Genomic DNA, 18,932 nt, shown 5'->3' on the forward strand with positions numbered 1-18,932 from the left:
AATTGACGATGCCAATCATTGACCCAATCCGATTCCCTGTAGCATGCGAGGATAAGGCTATGGGCCAGACCAAACGGCGACCCCGTTGCGATACCCGGTATCGCCAATGGCCTGCGGCCACCCTGATGTTGCGGCTCGGTGACTCATGAAGCGTTTTGCGATCGTTACGGCCTCCGACCGAAAATACGGTGATTTCCTGATCGAGCATTGGCTTGCGTCGCTGGTGGACAATGTCCGCCTGACCGAAACCGATGTCGTCGTGCTCGACTACGGTCTGTCGGTCGCACAACGCTTCTATCTCGAGCATCAGGGCGTGCTGCTGCGTCCCGGAACGCGTGATGGGCATGTCACGGTGCTGCGTTACCGCGAGACCCTGGCCCTGCTCGCGGACCGTCCGTACGAGCAGATCTGCCTCTGCGATAGCGGCGACATCATCTTCCAGGACGACATCTCGACGCTTTTCGAGCGCAGCCCCGACCGGTTTCGTGCCGTTTGTGAAGACTACAAACCGGTCTTCTCGCTGTTTCTGAAGGACGAGGTCTTCCGCCCCGAGGACAAGCCGCGCATTGCCGAGGCCTTCGCCAAGAATCGGATGGTCAACTGTGGCTTCATCATCGGCCCGCGCGAACCGATGAAGGCGCTCTGCGAGCGGTTTCTGCAAATCCTCGTCGACAAGAGCCGGTTTGGCCCCGAACAGCTCGTCGTCAACTATCTGTTCCATCGCGACGGGTTCGACGAGCTCGAGCGTCGCTACAACTTCGTCATCGCCTCGTCGGCCGAGACGGTCCGGATCGAGGACGGGATCTTTCTCGATGAGCAGGGCCGACGCATCGCAGTCGTGCACAACGCCGGGCGGTACCCTTTCCTGCGGCCGATCGACAACTTCGGTTACGGCCGCCACTGCAACCTTCTGAAACGCGAGGTCTATACGACGTTGCGCGGCTTCTACGCCTCGCGTGTCGGGCTGGCCACTGCGCAAGAGACGGTGCAAAGGTCGCGCCGCGAATTGGCCGAGCTGATTCGGCGGCTCAAGCAGGACCAGGGGTAGGCCGACGTTCGACCCTCCGCGTCACAGCGCGTCGAGCGCCTCGCGGAGACCGCGGACCGGGACCAGTTCGAGGCCAGACACCCCGCCCTTCGGCGCGTTCTTGGCCGGCAGAATGGCCCGTTTGAGGCCGTGTTTGGCCGCCTCGCGCAGGCGGTCCAGGCCATTCGGCACAGGCCGCACCTCGCCGGACAAGCCCACCTCGCCGAAGACGACCAGATCGAGCGGCAGGGGTCGATCGCGAAAACTCGACAGCACCGCCGCGATCACCGCGAGATCGGCGGCGGTCTCACCGATCCGCACACCGCCGACGACATTGACGAACACATCGCGGTCGAACATTCCGATGCCACCATGGCGGTGGAGCACAGCCAACAGCATCGCCAGCCGATTCTGATCCAGGCCCAATGCCACGCGCCGAGGATTCGCCAACGGACTCTCGTCGACCAGCGCCTGGACCTCGATCAGCAGCGGACGGGTGCCCTCACGCGTCACCAGAACGACGCTGCCCGGCACGGGCTCATCGTGACGCGACAGGAAGATCGCAGACGGGTTCACGACCTCGCGCAGACCGCGGTCGGTCATCGCGAAGACGCCGAGTTCGTTGACCGCGCCGAACCGATTCTTGACCGACCGCACCAGGCGAAACTGGCTACCGGCCTCGCCCTCGAAATAGATGACCGTATCGACCATGTGCTCGAGGACACGCGGACCGGCGAGCGCCCCTTCCTTGGTCACATGCCCGACCAGGAAGACGCAGGTCGCGCTCTGCTTCGCGAAGCGGACCAACCGAGCGGCCGTCTCGCGGACCTGGGAGACGGAGCCCGGGGCCGATGACAGGTTCTCGGTGAACAGCGTCTGGATCGAGTCGATGACCATGACGCGTGGCCGTTCGCTGTCGGCGACGCCCAGGATCCGCTCGACACAGGTCTCGGCCAGGAGCCGCACCCCGTCCCCGGACACGCCGAGGCGCCGTGCACGCAGGCTGACCTGTTGCGGCGACTCCTCGCCGGTCACGTAAAGTACCGGCTGGTGCCGCCCGAGCGCGGCGCAGACCTGAAGCAACAGCGTCGACTTGCCGATCCCCGGATCCCCGCCGAGCAGAACGACCGACCCGGCGACCAGCCCGCCGCCGAGCACCCGATCCAGCTCCGCGATGCCGGAGCCACCACGCACCTCGCGTTCGGCGCCGACGGCCGTCAGATCCAGGACCTCCGGTTCGGCACCGGCATACCCACCATCCCGTGTGCCGCGAGCTGGCTCGGACAGCTCGAGGATGCTGTTCCAGGCCCCACAGTCAGGACACTGGCCGCTCCACTTGGGGAGCCGCGCGCCACAGGCCTCGCACGCGAAGGTCCCCCGGCGCCGTTTCGCAGCCTGTGTCACGGGGCACTGGGCGCCGGGCCTGATGAGCGCACCTCCAGCCGAACGCGGGGCGCCACGCGGCACAGCAATTCGTAAGGGATGGTGCCGGCGCAGGCAGCGACCTCCTCGACCGGCAGGCCACTCCCCCAAAGCGTCGCCAATTCGCCGACGGCTGCCTGCGGACACGGACGCAGATCGACGTGGATCATATCCATCGAGACCCGCCCGATCAGCGGTACCCGCCGACCGGCGATCAAGACCGGCGTGCCGGGGACCGCGTGACGCGGATAGCCATCGCCATAGCCGACGTTCACGACCCCGACCGGCATGTCCTCCGGACAGATATAGGTCCCGCCGTAGCCGACGGCCGCGCCGCGGCGCAATTGCTGGATCGCGATCAATCGCCCCTGCAGCGTCATGACCGGGACCAGCCCCAGATCCGCGCCGGTGCCGGTCGCGAACGGCGAGACCCCATAGAGCATGATCCCGGGACGCACCCAGTCCGAACGCGCCGCCGGCACCGCGATCAGCCCGGCCGAGTTACCGATGCTCAACGGCCATCGCGCTGCCCCGGCGAGCCGCCGCAGCTGCTCGCATTGTTCCGCCGAACGCGGATCCTCCGGCACATCGGCATTCGCGAGATGGGTCAGCAGGCCCGCGATCGGCACCCCTGAGCCGATCAGGTGATCCAACACCGCCGGCACCCGCTCGGGCGGGAAACCGAGCCGATGCATGCCGGTATCGACCTTGATCCAGACCTTGGGCAAGCGCCCGCGGACGACGGCCGGAAGCAGCTCGACCTGCCCCCACCGATGCAGCGCCAGCGTCAGGTCGAGCTCGACGGCGGCCTCGAGTTCATCGGTATCGACCGGACCTTCGAGGACCAGGATCGGGCGCGAGGCGCCGGCCCGCCGAAGCCTCGCCCCCTCGTCGGTGCGCGCGACGGCGAAGCCCTCGGCCGCGTTGAGCACTGCGGCGGCCCACTCGGCACCATGCCCATAGGCGTTCGCCTTGATGACGGCCCAGACGCGACTCGTCGGCGCATAGCGGCGAACCTGCGCCAGGTTGTGACGGAATGCGTCCGGGTCGAGCAGCGCCCGAGGAGTGAACCCGCTCAATAGCCCTCCTCGCCGTAGACATTGCCGATGAAGTTCTCGAACTTGGTGTAACGGCCAAGGAAGGTCAGGCGCGTCGTACCGATCGGGCCATTACGCTGTTTCGCGATGATGATCTCGGCCAACCCTTTATCCTTGCTGTCCTCGTGGTACACCTCATCGCGATAGATGAACACGATCAGGTCCGCATCCTGTTCGATGGCCCCAGACTCGCGCAGGTCCGACATCACTGGGCGCTTGTTCGGCCGTTGCTCCAGACTGCGATTGAGCTGCGACAAGGCGATGACCGGGACCTGGAGCTCCTTGGCGAGCGCTTTCAACGAGCGGGAGATCGCGGAGATCTCGGTGGTCCGGTTCTCACCGGACCCCGGTGCCTGCATCAGCTGGATATAGTCGAGCACGATCAGCGCCAGGTCGCCATGTTCGCGTTTCAGCCGCCGCGCACGGGCCCGAACCTCGGTCGGGGTCAGGGCCGGGGTGTCATCGATATAGAGCGGGACATCGGCAAGGATGTGGACCGCCGACGTCAAGCGCGGCCATTCATCGTCGGCCAGCTTGCCGGTTCGCACCTTGTGCTGGTCGATCCGGCCCAACGACGACATCATGCGCATCGCCAACGCATCACCCGGCATCTCCATGCTGAAGACCGCGACCGGCCGGCGCGTCTCGATCGCCGCATGCTCGGCCATGTTCATCGCAAACGAGGTCTTGCCCATCGACGGACGCCCGGCCACGATGATCAGATCGGACGGCTGCAGCCCCGACGTCATCATGTCGAAATCCTGAAAGCCGGTCGACAGCCCGGTGATCGGCTCATCGCTCTGAAACAGCTTATCGACGCGCTCGACGGCTTGCCGCAACAGATCCTTGATCGGCTGGAAGCCACCGCCGCCGCGCGACTGCTGCTCGGCGATCTCGAAGACCCGCCGCTCGGCCTCATCGAGCAGCTCCGCCACCTCCCGGCCCTGCGGATTGTAGGCGCTGTCGGCGATGTCAGTCCCGGCCGTGATCATCCGGCGCAGCACCGAATGCTCCCGAACGATCCGCGCGTAAGCCTTGATGTTCGCCGCGCTCGGCGTGTCTTTGACCAGGGTGCCCAGATACGGCAGCCCGCCGGCGTCATCGAGCTCGTCGCTGCGCTCGAGGTTTTCGGCCAGCGTGACCACGTCGAAGGGCTGATCGGCCTCCGCGAGCCGCGTGATCGCGCGGAAGATCAGCCGATGCTCGCGGCGGTAGAAATCCTGCTCCAACACCGCGTCGGCAACCCGCTCCCAGGTCGCATTGTCGAGCATCAAGCCGCCCAGCAAGGATTGTTCGGCCTGGAGGCTGTGCGGCGGGATACGCAAACCAGCCGCTCGGCCGTCGGTCTCCGACGGCATCGCGTGAACACTGACCATGGAATCAAGACGCCTGACAAGACGGTTGGAAACGAACTCGCAGCGCCAATCCGAGCGCCACACCAGGGCATGGCCCCGGGAAGAATCAGGCCCCGGCGAGCGGCACGCCGACGCGGCTGTATCGCGGCCCCGACGGCACGATCAGGGTTGACGGACTGACGGCCGCAGACTCGAGACCTGATCGGCCGCTGCGGCGCCACGAGATGGGATGCTACCTGAACGCAGGCCCGACGACCAGCGATGGATCGGCGCGCCTGTGCCGCCAATCGAACGGGCGGCGCGCGCCGTTCCCCGGCGCCCGGCGTGTCTGTTCAGACGCGATACGAGGCGGAGTCCACCGCACTCGAGCCTGTGCCTGGCCATCGCCGGCCGTGTTCACAGGCAAGAAACGGTGATCAGGCCTCGGCGACGATCTCGACCTTCAAGGTCGCCTCGACCTCGGGATGCAGGTGCAGCGCGACCTCGTGTTCGCCGGCCGCCCGCAACGGCCCACCGGGAAGTCGGACCTCCTTCTTCTCGAGATCCACACCGAGGGCCTGAACGGCCTCGGCGATATCGGCCGCACCGACAGAGCCGAACAAGCGCCCCTCATCCCCGGCCCGACGGGCGACGGTCACGGTCATGCCAGCGAGACGCTCACGACGTGCTTCGGCGGCGGCGAGAGCCGCGGCGGCCTCACGCTCCAGTTCCGCGCGACGCTCTTCGAAGGCATCCAGGTTCGCAGCCGTCGCGGCCACCGCATGCCCGCTCGGAATCAAGAAATTGCGGCCATAGCCGGCACGAACCGACACCTTGTCGCCGAGCGAACCGAGACCGACGACCTTTTTCAACAGAATGACTTCCACGGGAACGAATCCTCATTAAACAGAAACGCGATGTGATTGGTACAGGACACCGACGGCACCGGCGTCAGGGCCGTTCATCGTCTCGGCCCGAAAAACGGGAGCGCAGATCGACCCAGATATCGGCCAGACCAAGCCCGGCGACGATCATCTGTGGCAAGGGGAAGCCCAGAACGAAGAGCACATAGAGCCCCGCCAACCAACCCACGTGCGTCTGCCGAGCATAGGCCAGGGCATGGACAACGGCCAAGCCCTGCAAAACCAGCAAGGGACCGAGGATCAGCAACAGGGCGATGGCCCAGTGCGCCTCCCCCAGGAACACCACCAGCAGATAGACAGCGACCGTCACGACACCGAGCAGGGGATGAATGCGCAGCGCGCGGAATTCGGCCCCGAAGCCACCTGGGTTGTACAGCAAGGCCTGCCACCAACGGCCGATCAGCAACGATGAGACGACCATCAGGTAAACGGTCGCGGTCAGCAATCCCGGCATCCAGGCCGCCACGCGCTCGATCGCCGCGACGCTATCGGCCTCACCGAGCACCGCCGCTTCGACCAAGGCCAGCCGCAGAGGCTCGAGAATCTCGATCCACGGATCCCGAACCCCACCGGCGATCGCGTAGACCAAGACCAGGCCCAGCACCGCGAGGCCCGCAGCCGCCTGCACCGTCACGGACAAGGATCGACTCCAGCCCAGTGCGACCGCCAGCAGCCACACCGGAAACCAGAAGATCAGCAGGAAGCCGATCGCCGGCAACGGACTGCCCAAGGCCAGCCAGGCCAGAACGCCGCCACCGAGTCCGGCGAGCCCCGCCACGAGCAAACCCTCGCTCGGACCATGGCGAAGGGTAGCCAACGCTATCACGCCGGCGCTGATCAGCGCGGCCAGCAACCCGATGACCGGCAACACCGACAACACGGCCGTGGTTGCAGCGACCAGGGCCGCCTGGGAGCGACCGCGCATCGCGAAACGCGCAAGAACTTGCATGGATCGATCAGCCTAGCGGATCAGATGGCCGGGCGTTCCGGCCTTGCATCGAAGGCTCCGCACGCCGGCCTGGCGTCAATGGCCGTCCGTGTACGGCAATAAGGCCAGGAAGCGGGCGCGCTTGACGGCCAGGGCCAACTGCCGCTGGTAGCGGGCCGAGGTGCCCGTGATCCGGCTCGGCACGATTTTCCCGGACTCGCTGACGTAGGCCTTGAGCAGATTGAGATCCTTGTAGTCGATCTCCTCGATGCCCTCGGCACTGAAGCGGCAATAGCGTTTGCGGCGAAAAAAACGAGACATGGTGGTGTGCTCCTGATCGAGTGTCGTCGGTTACTCTTCGTCTTCGGTGAAATGGCCCACGCGCCCGGAGGCGTCGGCCGACTCCCGATCCTCGGCACCCTTCGCCAGCGGCGACGGGTCGGTGACCGCCGACTCACGTTTGACGATCAGGTTGCGCAATACCGCGTCGTTGAACCGGAAGGCGCTCTCGAGTTCGTCGAGCGCCTCCTGATCGCACTCGATATTGAGCAGGATGTAATGTGCCTTGTGCACCTTGTTGATCGGGTAGGCCAATTGACGCCGACCCCAATCCTCGAAACGGTGCACCTTGCCACCGCGCCGCTCCAGATTGCCGCGATAGCGCTCGACCATCGCCGGCACCTGTTCACTCTGGCTCGGATGCACCAGAAAGACCACTTCGTAATGTCGCATGAAAGCTCCTTACGGATCAGATAGCCTCCCACCGTCGGCGGTGAGGCAAGGAGTAAACCCCTGGCCGGGGTAAAACGGTTGATTATACGACCGATCAAGCCGCTGTCAAAAAGCGATTCGGCACCGGCGAATACCGAGCTTCGCGGGTCGCCGCCGAGGCATGCCCGTCCTACATGGGTTTTTCGCTAAGCGCGGCGCCCAGGCATAGTCGACTCGACGGCGAGGAGCCGCGACACCGCTACCGGATGCAGGAGTCGTGCATCGCGGCCGAAAATCCATCTGCCATCGGGTATCTATCAGGCACCCAGGCGACGCAGGGCGGCTTCGACGGTCGTGAAGGATCCGAACACCAGGATCCGGTCATCGGGATAGGCAGCCTGGGTCGCGCCGTCGAGCGCGGCATCGATCGTCGCGTGGTGGTTGATCCTTGTGGAATCGACCAGGCGCCCGAGGGCCTCGGCGAGTTCGGCCACCGGCAGCGCGCGTGGATCGCTGGTTTGGCCCAGATGCCAATGGTCGACGAGCGGGACGAGTGGCCCGGCAATGGCTTCGGGCTCCTTGTCGGCCAGGACAGCGAGCACGGCGTGCAGGCGGCCGTCGCGACCGAGGGTCTTGACGTTCCCGGCCAGGATTTCGGCGGCATCGCCATTGTGCGCGACATCGAGGATCCAGGTCGGGCGTCCGGGTCTGACCTCGAAACGACCGCGCAGCCGAACCCGGTGCAGGCCTTGACGCATCGCGTTCAGGGGCACCGACAAACGATCGGCGAGCCGGTTCACGGCCATCAGGACGGTGGCGGCGTTGTCGAGCTGAGCGGGGCCGCGCAGCGCCGGGTGCGGTAATGTCAGGCGGGTTCGGTCCGGACCCGTCCAGCTCCAGGCGCCGGGGTCGTCGCCAGGGCGCCAATCGAACTCGCGGCCCAACTGGAAAACCGGGGCGCCGAGGGCCTCGGGACGTGCACGCAGCGCCGGCGGCGCTTGGCGCTGACCGATCAGCGCCGGTCGGCCAGCGCGAAAGATGCCGGCCTTCTCGAGCGCGATGTCGTTCGGGTCCTCGCCGAGCCAGGCCATGTGATCGCGGCCGATCGTCGTGACCAACGCGACATCGGCATCGATCAGGTTGACTGCATCGAGCCGCCCGCCGAGCCCGACCTCGAGGATGACCAGATCCAGGCCGGCCCGCGCAAAGAGGTCGAGGGCCGCGAGCGTCCCGAACTCGAAGTAGGTCAACTCGGTGTCGCCGCGGGCCGCCTCGACACGCGCGAAGGCCTCGCACAGCGCGGCGTCATCGACCTCGGCACCGTCGACGCGAACCCGTTCGTTGTAGCGCAGCAGGTGCGGCGAGCTGTAGACGCCGGTGCGGTAGCCGGCGGCCTGGTAGATGGCCTCGGCGAGGGCGACACAAGACCCCTTGCCGTTGGTGCCGGCGACGGTCAGGACCGGACAGGACAAGCCATGTGGTCCCAACCGCGTCCAGATCTTGGCGACGCGTGCGAGGCCCAGCGCGATCGCACGCCGATGCTGGCGCTGTGCCCAATCGAGCCAATCGGCCAGTGTCCGGGGACGCATGCGAGGAGAACCAATGACGGGTGCGACAGACAGCCGCCGACGCAACCGCTAGGCCGTCGACTCGCGTGTCGCATCCGGTTCGCTGTCGGCCTCTGCGGCAGGCGTGTCCTCGGCAGCCGGCGGCGACTCGGGTTCCGGCGGTGCTTCGACGAACTTTGGCCGGTGTGCGAGGATCGCGAGCAGATCGGCGATCCGCTCGCGCAGTTCACGACGATCGACGATCCGATCCAAGGCGCCATGTTCGAGCAGGAATTCCGCGCGCTGGAACCCTTCGGGCAGCTTCTCCCGGACCGTCTGTTCGATGACCCGCGGCCCGGCGAAACCGATCAGGGCGTTGGGCTCGGCGATATTGACATCGCCGAGCATCGCCAGGCTGGCCGAGACCCCGCCCATCGTCGGGTCGGTCATCACCGAGATGAACGGCAGTCCCTCGGCACGCAGGCGTCCCAGCGCCGCGCTGGTCTTCGCCATCTGCATCAACGAAAACAGCGATTCCTGCATCCGCGCCCCGCCGCTTGCGGAGAAGCAGATCAAGGGCACCTGGTCAGCCAGCGCCGCCTCGACGCCGCGGACGAAACGCTCGCCGACCACGGACCCCATCGAGCCACCCATGAAGCCGAATTCGAAGGCCGCGGCCACGACCGGCTGCCGCTGCAAGGCCCCGCGAAAAACCACGAGCGCATCCTTCTCTCCGGTTTCCTTCTGCGCCACCGCCAGGCGGTCCTTGTATTTCTTCAGGTCACGAAACTTCAGTGGATCGACGGACTCGATATCGGGTGCGAGTTCCTCGCGCGGCTCCGGATCGAGAAAGGTGTCGAGTCGGCGACGGGCGGTCAGGCGATTGTGATGACTGCATTTGGGACAGACCTCGAGATTGCGCTCGAGCTCGGCCCGATACAGGATCGCATTGCAGCCGGGACACTTGGCCCAGATCCCCTCCGGCACCGCACGTTTGCTGACCACCTCGGTGCGGATGCGGCTCGGCATCAGCTTTTCGAACCAGTTCATCGTCATGTGGACCCGTCGTTGGGTTGTCAGGTGCGCGCGGCCGCGTCGATCGCCTGGCGCATGGCCGCAAGCCGTTCGCCGACCGCCGCGGGGACCGCCTCCGGAGTCGCCGCGAGCGATTCGATCAGGCCGACCAGCGCGCTGCCGACGATGACCGCGTCGGCGATCCCGGCGACGCGCGCGGCCGTCTCCGGGTCCTTGATGCCGAAGCCGACGCCGACCGGCAGCCGCGTATGGCGACGAATCCGCTTAAGCTTGTCGGCCACCTCATCGAGATTCAGATGACTCGCGCCGGTGACCCCCTTGATCGAGACGTAATAGACGAACCCGGAGGCCACCGCGGCGATCTGCGCGATCCGCGCATCACTCGAGGTCGGCGCGATCAGGTAGACGAGATCGAGCCCCTCGGCGCGCAGGGCCGCGACCAGTTCGCTGCCCTCCTCCGGCGGCACATCGACGACCAACGCGCCATCGACGCCGGCCTGCCGCGCCGCGGTCGCGAAGTCCGCATAGCCGAGAACCTCGATCGGATTCAGATAGCCCATCAGGACCACCGGGGTCTGATCGTCGCGTTCGCGGAACTGCCGCACCATCTCGAGGACGCGCCGGATCGAGACGCCCTGGGCCAAAGCCCGCTCGGTCGCGCGCTGGATCACGGGACCGTCGGCGATCGGATCGGAAAAGGGCACGCCGAGTTCGATCAGATCGGCGCCGGCCGCGACCAGACTGTGCATCAAGGGCACCGTGACCTCGGGGTGGGGATCCCCGGCCGTCACGAACGGGATCAAGGCCTTGCGGCCGCTTTCGGCCAGGTCGGCGAAACGCCGCGCGATTCGGCTCATAGCGAGAGTCCTTCGAGGGACGCGACCGTATGCATGTCTTTGTCGCCGCGTCCGGACAGGTTGATCAGGATACTCTGGTCGGGACGCATCGTCGGCGCGAGCCGCGCGGCATGGGCCAGCGCGTGGCTCGATTCGAGCGCCGGGATGATGCCCTCGATCCGGGTCAGGGCGTGGAACGCGGCGAGCGCGTCCCGGTCGGTGACCGCGACATAGTGCGCGCGACCGCTGTCCTTGAGCCACGCATGTTCCGGGCCGACGCCAGGGTAATCGAGCCCGGCGGAGACCGAATGGGTCTCGATGATCTGACCATCGGCATCCTCCATCAGGTAAGTCCGATTGCCGTGGAGCACGCCGGGCCGCCCGGCGCACAGGGGCGCGGCATGGCGGCCGGTCTCTAAACCTTCGCCGGCGGCCTCGACGCCGTGCAGCGCCACCTCGGCGTCATCGAGGAATGGATGGAAGAGGCCGATCGCATTGGATCCGCCACCGACACAGGCGACCAGCACATCGGGCAAGCGGCCGGTGCGTTCGAGCATCTGCGCGCGCGCCTCGCGCCCGATCACCGACTGGAAGTCGCGCACCATGGCCGGATACGGATGGGGACCTGCGACCGTGCCGATGATGTAGAAGGTGTCGTCGACATTCGTCACCCAGTCGCGCATCGCCTCGTTGAGCGCATCCTTCAGCGTCTTGGAGCCGGAGCCGACCTTCGCGACCCGAGCGCCGAGCAGGCGCATCCGGTAGACGTTCGCCTCTTGGCGCGCCGCATCGACCTCGCCCATGTAGACGACGCACTCGAGACCCAGGCGCGCCGCGACCGTGGCCGTCGCGACGCCGTGCTGCCCGGCACCGGTTTCGGCGATCAGGCGGGTTTTGTTCATGCGCCTCGCGAGCAGCGCCTGGCCGATCGTGTTGTTGACCTTGTGGGCGCCGGTGTGGTTTAGATCCTCGCGCTTGAGGAAGATCTGGGCACCGCCGAGCTCGCGGCTCCAGCGCGCCGCGTGATAGATCGGCGAGGGCCGCCCGACATAGTCGCGCAGATCGGCATCGAGCTCGGCGAGGAACTCGGGATCCGCGAGGTAGCGCTGATAGGCCTCGCGCAACTCCTCGAGCGGATACATCAGGGTCTCGGGCGCGAAACTACCCCCATAGGGACCGAAGTGCCCCCTGGCATCGGGCCAGTGGTAGCCATTATTCGGGCTGATCGCCATCTCTTACCCCTTGCATGAAGGCTGCTATCTTGGCCGCGTCTTTGACCCCCTTGGCCGCCTCGATCCCCCCGCTCACATCGACCGCGTAGGGTCGTACCTGGCGGATGGCCGTGGCGACATTCGCCGGCGTCAGACCACCGGCGAGGATGATGCGCCGCGCCAGGCGTACCGGGATCCGCGTCCAATCGAAACACTGGCCCGTGCCGCCCGGTCGTGCCGGATCATAGGCGTCGAGCAAGAGGCCGGCGGCCTCCTGGTAGCGCGTCGCGACCGCAGCCAAATCGACTCCGGGGCGCATCGCGACGGCCTTGATCCAGGGCCGCGCGAAACCGCGGCAATAGTCCGGATCCTCGTGACCGTGAAACTGCAACAGATCGAGCGGCACCTCCGACAGAACCCGCCGCACGGCTTCGGGCGTCTCGTCGACGAACAGGCCGACGGTCGTCACGAAGGGCGGCACGCCGCGGATCAGGGCCTGCGCCTGTGCCGGCGTCACGGCGCGGGGGCTCGGCGACCAGAACACCAGACCGATCGCATCGGCACCAGCGGCCACGGCGGCGTCGACATCGGCCTCACGGGTCAGACCGCACAGTTTAACCCGCGTGCGGCTCGGCGGTAAGGCCATCGACGGCGATCGATCGGTCATGGGCACCCCATCGGGCTCGGTGTTCGGCTGCAATCGGGCACCGGTGCGCACGGCAACCCGAAGGCGTCCGGATAGTCGACAGCGGCCAGATACAGACCATGCGGCGGGGCCGTCACACCGCCGCGGGTTCGATCACGCACCACGAGCAGGTCGCGCGTCCAGGAGGCCGGGGCCTCGCCGCGACCGATCGTGATCAGGACCCCGGCGATGTTGCGTACCATGTGGTGCAGGAACCCATTGGCCCCGATCCGCAGTTCGATGATCTCGCCGTCGCGTGCCAGTTCGAGATAATGCACCTCGCGAACCGGGCTCTTGGCCTGGCAAGCCAGCGCCCGAAAACTCGAGAAATCGTGCTCGCCGAGCAACGCGGCGGCGGCCTCCCGCATCGGTGCGAGGTCGAGCGGGCGATGTATCCAGACTGCCCGGTCGCGCGACAAGGCCGAGCGCGTTGGTCGCGTCAGGATCCGATAACGGTAGTGCCGCGCCGTGGCGCTGAAACGCGCGTGAAAGCGATCGTCGACCGGCACCGCCCAACGGACCGCGACATCCGGCGGCAGGTTCGAGTTCGTCCCCAGGACCCACGATCGCATCGGCCGCTCGGCGGCGGTGTCGAAATGGATCACCTGCTCCAACGCGTGGACCCCGGCATCGGTCCGCCCCGCGCAATGGACGGTCACCGGATGGGCGGCCACCCGTCCGATCGCGGTTTCGACGACCCGCTGGACCGTACGCTGCGCCGGCCCCTGCTCCTGCCAACCCGAGAAATCCCGACCATCGTATTCGAGCCCCATCGCGATGCGGCGGGCAGCAGACGGCACCGGAGCCACGATCGAGGGTCAACGAGCCGCGCCGCAACCGACCATGGGGCGCACGAGGATCCCACAGGACATCACTTGATCTGCGCGAGCAGCTGTCGCGCCTCGGCCCGTTGCGCATCGGTGCCCTCTTCGGCCACCTCATCGAGGATCGTCCGAGCGGCATCCGGGTCCTGCATCTCGAGGTAGGCCCGGGCCAAGTCGAGCTTGGTCGAGACCTCGTCCCAGGGGCTCGTATCCCGCTGCAACGAACTGGATTGCGCGAAATCCGACTCGGTTCCTTCGCTGAAGGAGAAGGGATCCAGCGGAGCTTCGTCCCGTGCACCCGGCTTGGATCCATGCCCGGATCGATCGCCGGACGACCCCTCGGGTCGACGACCGATCTCGTCAGCGGACACCAGCAGATCACCGAGATCGAGATCCAGCGGGGTCGGCTTCGCCGGCGCCGCGCCGGCCACCTCGCGTTGGCTTGCCCCGCCCTTGTCCAACTTGGGTCGACGCGGTTCCGGCTGGCCTTCGCGCCCCTCCCAGTTGATGCTGTTCCACTCCTGGTCCGCATCGACGTCCAACGTCAGGTCTGGCCCCTGGGGACGATCCGGTTTGGGCGCCGGCCTCGGCGGCACCCTTGACTGCCCACCCCCTCGCGACTGATTGGCTCGGTCCGATACCGAGCCGATCAGGTCGTCGAGATCGAGATCGAGATCCATCAGCGGCGGAACCCGTTGCGGCTCGCGCGGTTGAGCGAACGAATTCTTCTCGGTACGCACCTCGGTGCGCGGCGTGGCGGACGATGGAGTCGGCGTCACGGGCCGCTCCGCCGCGACTCTTGGCTGATTCGATTCCGCCATCGAGCCGCCGGTCGCCTCCCCAGCCCCGCCCGGGGGCTCGGTCATGGCAGTGGCTGGCGGTGTTGCACCCGGTGGCTCGCTGCGACCCGACGGCTCACCATCCGATGACGTGCTTTGCTTGCGCAGCGACGACAGCATCATGGTCACGCGGCGCCACTGCTCGGGGCTCGACTCCTCGGCCCCGGCGACCTTCATGGCATCGATCAGTTCGACCAGGGAATCGATGTCCTTCATCCCGAACAAGGCCTCAGCCAGTTTGAACTTGAGATCGAGCCTGGCTGGGGCGCGGGAGATCTCGTCGCGAAGCAAGGTCTCGGCCTCGCGATAGCGACCGTAGGCGATATAGATATCGGCCTCGGAGAAGACGTCGACCTCGGATTCCTCGTCACTCAGCCGCAGTGTCGAATCCGGGGAAATATCGGGCCCGGCCGGACTCGGCGCCGGGGCTGCGGCTGGCGCTCCCGCCGATCCCCTCGCCTCGGTCGCCGGCGGTGGCGTCGACGCCACGACCTCGTCGGGCGGCAACCCGTGGTCCGCATAGGGGACGACCTCGAGTCGGCGCCGCCGCCGAATCAAGTAGAGGGACCCGAGGCCGATCACCACCGCCAGCGCCGCACCCAGACCGAGCGGCGATGCGATACCGGCGCGCGTGGGCGAGTCGGCTGGGGATGTAGCGACCGGTGCGGCGGATTCGACCGCTTCCATCACCGGAGCCGGTGCGGGCTCGGTCGCGCTCACCGGCGCATCGTCGGGCGTCTGCGGCGCGACCGGTGGCACCTCCGGCCTGACGGGTTCATCGTCAGCCGGTGGGGACGCCCCCTCGAGGACGGACTCGGGTCGGTCGGCCGTGACAGGTGACATCTCATCCGGCAGCGCAAGGACCCCTTGATCGAGCCCGATCGGAAGACTGTCATCGGGCGGTGGCAAGACATCGGGTTCAACCTGGACTCGAGGAAGCTCGGTGTGTGGCGGCAGCCCTTCCCCGGGCTGCGCCGGCCGCGGCTCCGCGGCCAGGGCCTCGGCGAGCCGCAATTCGGCGAGTTGCTCGTCGCGCAGAATCAGCAGGGCCTGGATGTCGGTGAGTTGCTCCTCGAGCTGCCGGATACGGGTCTGGAGTTCGGCCGTCTCTTGGCGCGTGCTCTCGTTCTCCTCTCGCACGAGCAGAAGTTCCCGCTCCAATTCCGCGACCCGCGAGGGTGCCGGGCCATCGACCGATGGGGCGGGAATGCTCGGCGCAGGCGCCTCGGTCGGGGTCGCGATTCGCAAGCGGGCGTCATCCGACGCCGGCGGGTCGGTGACCACCGTGAGCGGTGCGCGGGCGACCGGCTGCCCGCGGATCGCTGCCGCCAAGTCCCGCTCCGCGGTCGCGGCATCGAGCGCAAAGAGCTCGGCCGCACTTGGAATGACCAAGCGCTCGCCAAGCCGCAGCCGGTTGATGTCGCCGGCGATGAAGGCATCGGGGTTGTTTCGATACAGGGCCAGGGCCGTTTGGGCCGTCGTTGCCCCGGGCGGATCCAGACGTCTCGCCATCTGCAATAGGCCCGATCCGGACGGGACCGGACCGGTAAGCAACGGGAAAGCCGTCGCATCGACTCCCGCAGGGATGCGTGGCGGCGCGGCCCGCAGCGGTCGATCAGGATCCGATTCCACCGCTGGCGCGCCTCGGCGCGTCTCGGTCACCGGCGTTGGCCGTGCCACGGCGCGGCGTTCCCGGATCGTCGGTGGATCCAACAAAACCGTGTACTCGCGGACCAGGCGACCCGCTGGCCAGTTCAGCTCGACGAGGAAATTGACGAAGGGTTCGCGGATCGGCTCGCGACTCGTCACACGCAAAACCGTACGCCCGTCCGGCGCGATCCACGGCTCGAATCGCAAACCTGTCAAGAAGTAGTGACGCTCGGCACCGGCCCGCCGGAACTCCCCTTCCGATGCCAGCACGGCCTTGATGGTATCGAGCTCATCGGAACGCGCGTCGACGAGCTCTATCTCGCCGACGAAGGGCTGATTCAGACCGGAATCGGTGCGTAGCTCGCCGAGGCCCAATGCCGACACGCCACCGGGGAGCAACGCCAAGGACACCGCCGACGCCAGGATTATTCTGCGAAACATGCCCCCTCCAGGGTCACCAGGGCGGCGGGCTACACCAGAGACCCGCCGGCTCGGTCATGGCCACGCTGGCTCCTCGATCCGATCGGGGTCGCGCGGCACTGGCGCCAACTATAGCGGAAGAATGGGTTTCCTCCAAAAAAACGGGGCTGTTACTGTGACCTTTCGCTCAATTTGTCACGCCCGGTCACGCAGCAGCGTCAGCATCCGTCTCAAGGGCTCGGCCGCACCCCATAACAATTGGTCTCCAACCGTGAAGGCCGACAGGTATTCGCCGCCCATCGACAGCTTGCGCAGGCGTCCGACCGGGACCGTCAGCGCACCTGTGACGGCCGCCGGCGACAAACGACGGACCGTCTCCTCGCGGTCGTTCGGAATCACCTGCACCCACGGGTTGGCGGCTGCGATGATGGTCTCGGCCTCGGCCAGCGGGATGTCCCGTGTGAGCTTGATGGTCAAGCCCTGACTGTGACAGCGCATCGCGCCGACCCGCACGCAGATTCCGTCGACCGGGATCGGCCGATCCTCGCGGCCGAGAATCTTGTTGGTTTCGACCTGACCCTTCCATTCCTCGCGGCTCTGTCCGCTCGGCATCGGACTGTCGATCCACGGGATCAGGCTGCCGGCCAGCGGCACGCCGAACTGCTCACGGGGGAAGCGGTCGGCGCGCATCGCCGCCGTGACCGCGCGATCGATGTCGAGGATCGCCGCGGCCGGATCATCGAGCGCCGCACCGGCCGCATCCTGCAAGGCCCCCATCTGCAGCAACAGCTCGCGCATGTTCTTGGCCCCGGCGCCGGAGGCCGCTTGGTAAGTCATCGCGCTGACCCATTCGACCAAACCTTCGCGGAACAGGCCGCCGATCGCCATCAGCATCAGGCTGACGGTGCAGTTGCCGCCGATGAAATCGCGCTTGCCGGCTGCGAGCGCCGCGTCGATGACCGGACGATTGACCGGGTCGAGAACGATCACACTGTTGCGTTCCAGCCGCATCGCCGACGAGGCATCGATCCAGTACCCGCCCCAGCCACGCTCGCGCAACTGCGGATGGATCTCCTTCGTGTAATCGCTGCCCTGGCAAGTGACGATGGCATCCAGGGTCGACAGAAGATCGAGATCGTAGGCATCGGACAAGGTCACGGCACCGCGCCCGACATCCGGGCCGGCGGCACCGATCTGCGACGTCGTGAAGAACTCGGGCTCCGGGATCCACGCGAAGTCGCCCTCTTCGCGCATCCGATCCATCAGGACCGACCCAACCATCCCGCGCCAACCGACGAAACCGACCCGCCTCATAGCCGCACCTCTCGTTCCATAGGATGATGACACCAAGCCCGCGCCCGGATCAGTCGCGCAGCGCCGCGACGACGGCATCGCCCATCTCGGCGGTGCCGACCCGACGGGTACCGGGCGACAGGATGTCGCCGGTGCGCAGACCGAGATCGAGCACACGGCCGACGGCGGCCTCGACACGCCCCGCGGCCTCGGGCTCATCGAGCGAATAGCGCAGCATCATCGCGACCGACAGGATGGTCGCGAGCGGATTGGCGACCCCTTGTCCAGCGATATCCGGCGCCGAGCCGTGGATCGGCTCGTACATCCCCTGCCGCTCGGCATTCAGCGACGCCGACGGCAACATGCCGATCGATCCGGTCAGCATGGCTGCGGCATCCGACAGGATGTCGCCGAACATGTTATCCGTGACCAGCACATCGAACTGCTTCGGCGCACGCACCAACTGCATCGCCGCGTTATCGACATACATGTGGCTCAAGGTCACGTCCGGGTAATCGCGACCGACCTCGATCGCGATCTCCCGCCACAGCTCGGTACACTCGAGCACATTGGCCTTGTCGACGGAACAGACGCGCCGGTTGCGCTGCATCGCGACCTCGAACGCGACTCGACAGATGCGCCGGATCTCCGATTCGGTGTAGACGAGCGTGTTGATGCCACGCCGCTCGCCGGACGGCAAGGTATCGACCCCGCGCGGTTCACCGAAATAGATGCCGCCGGTCAGCTCCCGGACGATCAGGATATCGAGCCCCTCGACGACCTCGGCCTTGAGCGTCGAGGCCGCGGCCAATTGCGGATAGAGGATCGCCGGCCGCAGATTGGCGAAGAGCCCGAGCCCCGAGCGCAGGCCGAGAAGACCCTTCTCGGGACGCACGGCGATCGGCAAAGGCTCCCATTTCGGGCCACCGACCGCGCCGAGCAGGATCGCATCGGACGCGCGGGCTGCCGCCAGCGTCTCCGGAGGCAACGGATGGCCAGTCGCGTCGTAAGCCGCGCCGCCGACCAATGCCTCGTCCATCTCCAGATCGACGCCGAAGCGGTCGCGCAGCGCGACGAGCAGCTTGACCGCCTCGGCGACGATCTCCGGGCCGATCCCATCGCCGGCGAGGATCAGAATCTTCTTGCTCAA

The 18,932-nt window shown here is 66.8% G+C and carries 17 protein-coding genes; 1 reads left to right on the forward strand and 16 read right to left on the reverse strand.

Features of this window, described 5'->3' with window-relative positions; translation table 11 throughout:
- Window positions 1-145: 145 nt before the first annotated feature.
- Window positions 146-1,048, forward strand: a complete 903-nt coding sequence (locus tag ABC977_RS06690; protein WP_369666478.1) for a hypothetical protein — start codon at window positions 146-148, stop codon at window positions 1,046-1,048.
- A gap of 21 nt (window positions 1,049-1,069) precedes the next feature.
- Here ABC977_RS06690 and radA read toward each other — a convergent pair whose 3' ends face one another.
- From radA to leuB, 16 genes are all read right to left on the reverse strand, one after another.
- Window positions 1,070-2,431 carry a DNA repair protein RadA gene (gene radA / locus ABC977_RS06695; RefSeq protein WP_369666479.1) on the reverse strand — a complete coding sequence of 454 codons (1,362 nt, stop codon included), beginning with the start codon at window positions 2,429-2,431 and terminating at the stop codon, window positions 1,070-1,072.
- Window positions 2,428-3,528 carry an alanine racemase gene (alr, locus tag ABC977_RS06700; protein WP_369666480.1) on the reverse strand — a complete coding sequence of 367 codons (1,101 nt, stop codon included), beginning with the start codon at window positions 3,526-3,528 and terminating at the stop codon, window positions 2,428-2,430. The genes radA and alr overlap by 4 nt, the downstream gene beginning before the upstream one ends.
- Window positions 3,525-4,922, reverse strand: a complete 1,398-nt coding sequence (dnaB, locus tag ABC977_RS06705) for a replicative DNA helicase (protein WP_369666481.1) — start codon at window positions 4,920-4,922, stop codon at window positions 3,525-3,527. The genes alr and dnaB overlap by 4 nt, the downstream gene beginning before the upstream one ends.
- A 395-nt stretch (window positions 4,923-5,317) precedes the next feature.
- Window positions 5,318-5,767, reverse strand: a complete 450-nt coding sequence (gene rplI, locus ABC977_RS06710) for a 50S ribosomal protein L9 (protein ID WP_369666482.1) — start codon at window positions 5,765-5,767, stop codon at window positions 5,318-5,320.
- A gap of 64 nt (window positions 5,768-5,831) precedes the next feature.
- Complete coding sequence (locus ABC977_RS06715) at window positions 5,832-6,752, reverse strand: YybS family protein (protein WP_369666483.1); 921 nt, start codon at window positions 6,750-6,752, stop codon at window positions 5,832-5,834.
- Between the two features lie 75 nt (window positions 6,753-6,827).
- Window positions 6,828-7,052: a 30S ribosomal protein S18 gene (rpsR, locus tag ABC977_RS06720; protein WP_369666484.1), complete on the reverse strand. Its 225-nt coding sequence runs from the start codon at window positions 7,050-7,052 to the stop codon at window positions 6,828-6,830.
- 30 nt (window positions 7,053-7,082) lie between these two features.
- A complete protein-coding gene (gene rpsF, locus ABC977_RS06725) occupies window positions 7,083-7,463 on the reverse strand; it encodes a 30S ribosomal protein S6 (RefSeq protein WP_369666485.1) in 381 nt (126 codons plus the stop codon).
- 296 nt (window positions 7,464-7,759) lie between these two features.
- The gene (gene folC / locus ABC977_RS06730; RefSeq protein WP_369666486.1) at window positions 7,760-9,031 is read right to left on the reverse strand and encodes a bifunctional tetrahydrofolate synthase/dihydrofolate synthase; all 1,272 of its coding nucleotides are present in this window, start codon (window positions 9,029-9,031) and stop codon (window positions 7,760-7,762) included.
- 48 nt (window positions 9,032-9,079) lie between these two features.
- The gene (accD, locus tag ABC977_RS06735; protein WP_369666587.1) at window positions 9,080-10,039 is read right to left on the reverse strand and encodes an acetyl-CoA carboxylase, carboxyltransferase subunit beta; all 960 of its coding nucleotides are present in this window, start codon (window positions 10,037-10,039) and stop codon (window positions 9,080-9,082) included.
- A 26-nt stretch (window positions 10,040-10,065) separates the two neighbouring features.
- Window positions 10,066-10,881: a tryptophan synthase subunit alpha gene (trpA, locus tag ABC977_RS06740; RefSeq protein WP_369666487.1), complete on the reverse strand. Its 816-nt coding sequence runs from the start codon at window positions 10,879-10,881 to the stop codon at window positions 10,066-10,068.
- Window positions 10,878-12,092 (reverse strand): tryptophan synthase subunit beta, encoded by a 1,215-nt coding sequence (gene trpB, locus ABC977_RS06745; RefSeq protein ID WP_369666488.1) that lies wholly within the window; start codon window positions 12,090-12,092, stop codon window positions 10,878-10,880. The genes trpA and trpB overlap by 4 nt, the downstream gene beginning before the upstream one ends.
- A complete protein-coding gene (locus ABC977_RS06750; protein ID WP_369666588.1) occupies window positions 12,073-12,717 on the reverse strand; it encodes a phosphoribosylanthranilate isomerase in 645 nt (214 codons plus the stop codon). Before ABC977_RS06750 ends, trpB begins: the two co-directional genes overlap by 20 nt.
- 17 nt (window positions 12,718-12,734) lie before the next feature.
- Window positions 12,735-13,529 (reverse strand): tRNA pseudouridine(38-40) synthase TruA, encoded by a 795-nt coding sequence (truA, locus tag ABC977_RS06755; protein ID WP_369666589.1) that lies wholly within the window; start codon window positions 13,527-13,529, stop codon window positions 12,735-12,737.
- Between the two features lie 98 nt (window positions 13,530-13,627).
- Window positions 13,628-16,510: a motility hub landmark protein FimV gene (locus ABC977_RS06760; protein ID WP_369666489.1), complete on the reverse strand. Its 2,883-nt coding sequence runs from the start codon at window positions 16,508-16,510 to the stop codon at window positions 13,628-13,630.
- A 174-nt stretch (window positions 16,511-16,684) separates the two neighbouring features.
- Window positions 16,685-17,803: an aspartate-semialdehyde dehydrogenase gene (gene asd, locus ABC977_RS06765; RefSeq protein ID WP_369666490.1), complete on the reverse strand. Its 1,119-nt coding sequence runs from the start codon at window positions 17,801-17,803 to the stop codon at window positions 16,685-16,687.
- A gap of 49 nt (window positions 17,804-17,852) precedes the next feature.
- Complete coding sequence (gene leuB, locus ABC977_RS06770; RefSeq protein WP_369666491.1) at window positions 17,853-18,932, reverse strand: 3-isopropylmalate dehydrogenase; 1,080 nt, start codon at window positions 18,930-18,932, stop codon at window positions 17,853-17,855.

The organism is Thioalkalicoccus limnaeus (assembly GCF_041197575.1).
GTDB classification, from domain to species: Bacteria; Pseudomonadota; Gammaproteobacteria; order Chromatiales; family Chromatiaceae; genus Thioalkalicoccus; species Thioalkalicoccus limnaeus.

Coding starts and splice junctions, on each gene's coding strand:
- ABC977_RS06690 (WP_369666478.1), top strand. CDS start 146: ATGAAGCGTTTTGCGATCGTTACGGCCTCCGACCGAAAATACGGTGAT.
- dnaB (WP_369666481.1), bottom strand. CDS start 4,922: ATGGTCAGTGTTCACGCGATGCCGTCGGAGACCGACGGCCGAGCGGCT.
- ABC977_RS06715 (WP_369666483.1), bottom strand. CDS start 6,752: ATGCAAGTTCTTGCGCGTTTCGCGATGCGCGGTCGCTCCCAGGCGGCC.
- rpsR (WP_369666484.1), bottom strand. CDS start 7,052: ATGTCTCGTTTTTTTCGCCGCAAACGCTATTGCCGCTTCAGTGCCGAG.
- rpsF (WP_369666485.1), bottom strand. CDS start 7,463: ATGCGACATTACGAAGTGGTCTTTCTGGTGCATCCGAGCCAGAGTGAA.
- folC (WP_369666486.1), bottom strand. CDS start 9,031: ATGCGTCCCCGGACACTGGCCGATTGGCTCGATTGGGCACAGCGCCAG.
- accD (WP_369666587.1), bottom strand. CDS start 10,039: ATGAACTGGTTCGAAAAGCTGATGCCGAGCCGCATCCGCACCGAGGTG.
- trpA (WP_369666487.1), bottom strand. CDS start 10,881: ATGAGCCGAATCGCGCGGCGTTTCGCCGACCTGGCCGAAAGCGGCCGC.
- trpB (WP_369666488.1), bottom strand. CDS start 12,092: ATGGCGATCAGCCCGAATAATGGCTACCACTGGCCCGATGCCAGGGGG.
- ABC977_RS06750 (WP_369666588.1), bottom strand. CDS start 12,717: ATGGCCTTACCGCCGAGCCGCACGCGGGTTAAACTGTGCGGTCTGACC.
- truA (WP_369666589.1), bottom strand. CDS start 13,529: ATGGGGCTCGAATACGATGGTCGGGATTTCTCGGGTTGGCAGGAGCAG.
- ABC977_RS06760 (WP_369666489.1), bottom strand. CDS start 16,510: ATGTTTCGCAGAATAATCCTGGCGTCGGCGGTGTCCTTGGCGTTGCTC.
- asd (WP_369666490.1), bottom strand. CDS start 17,803: ATGAGGCGGGTCGGTTTCGTCGGTTGGCGCGGGATGGTTGGGTCGGTC.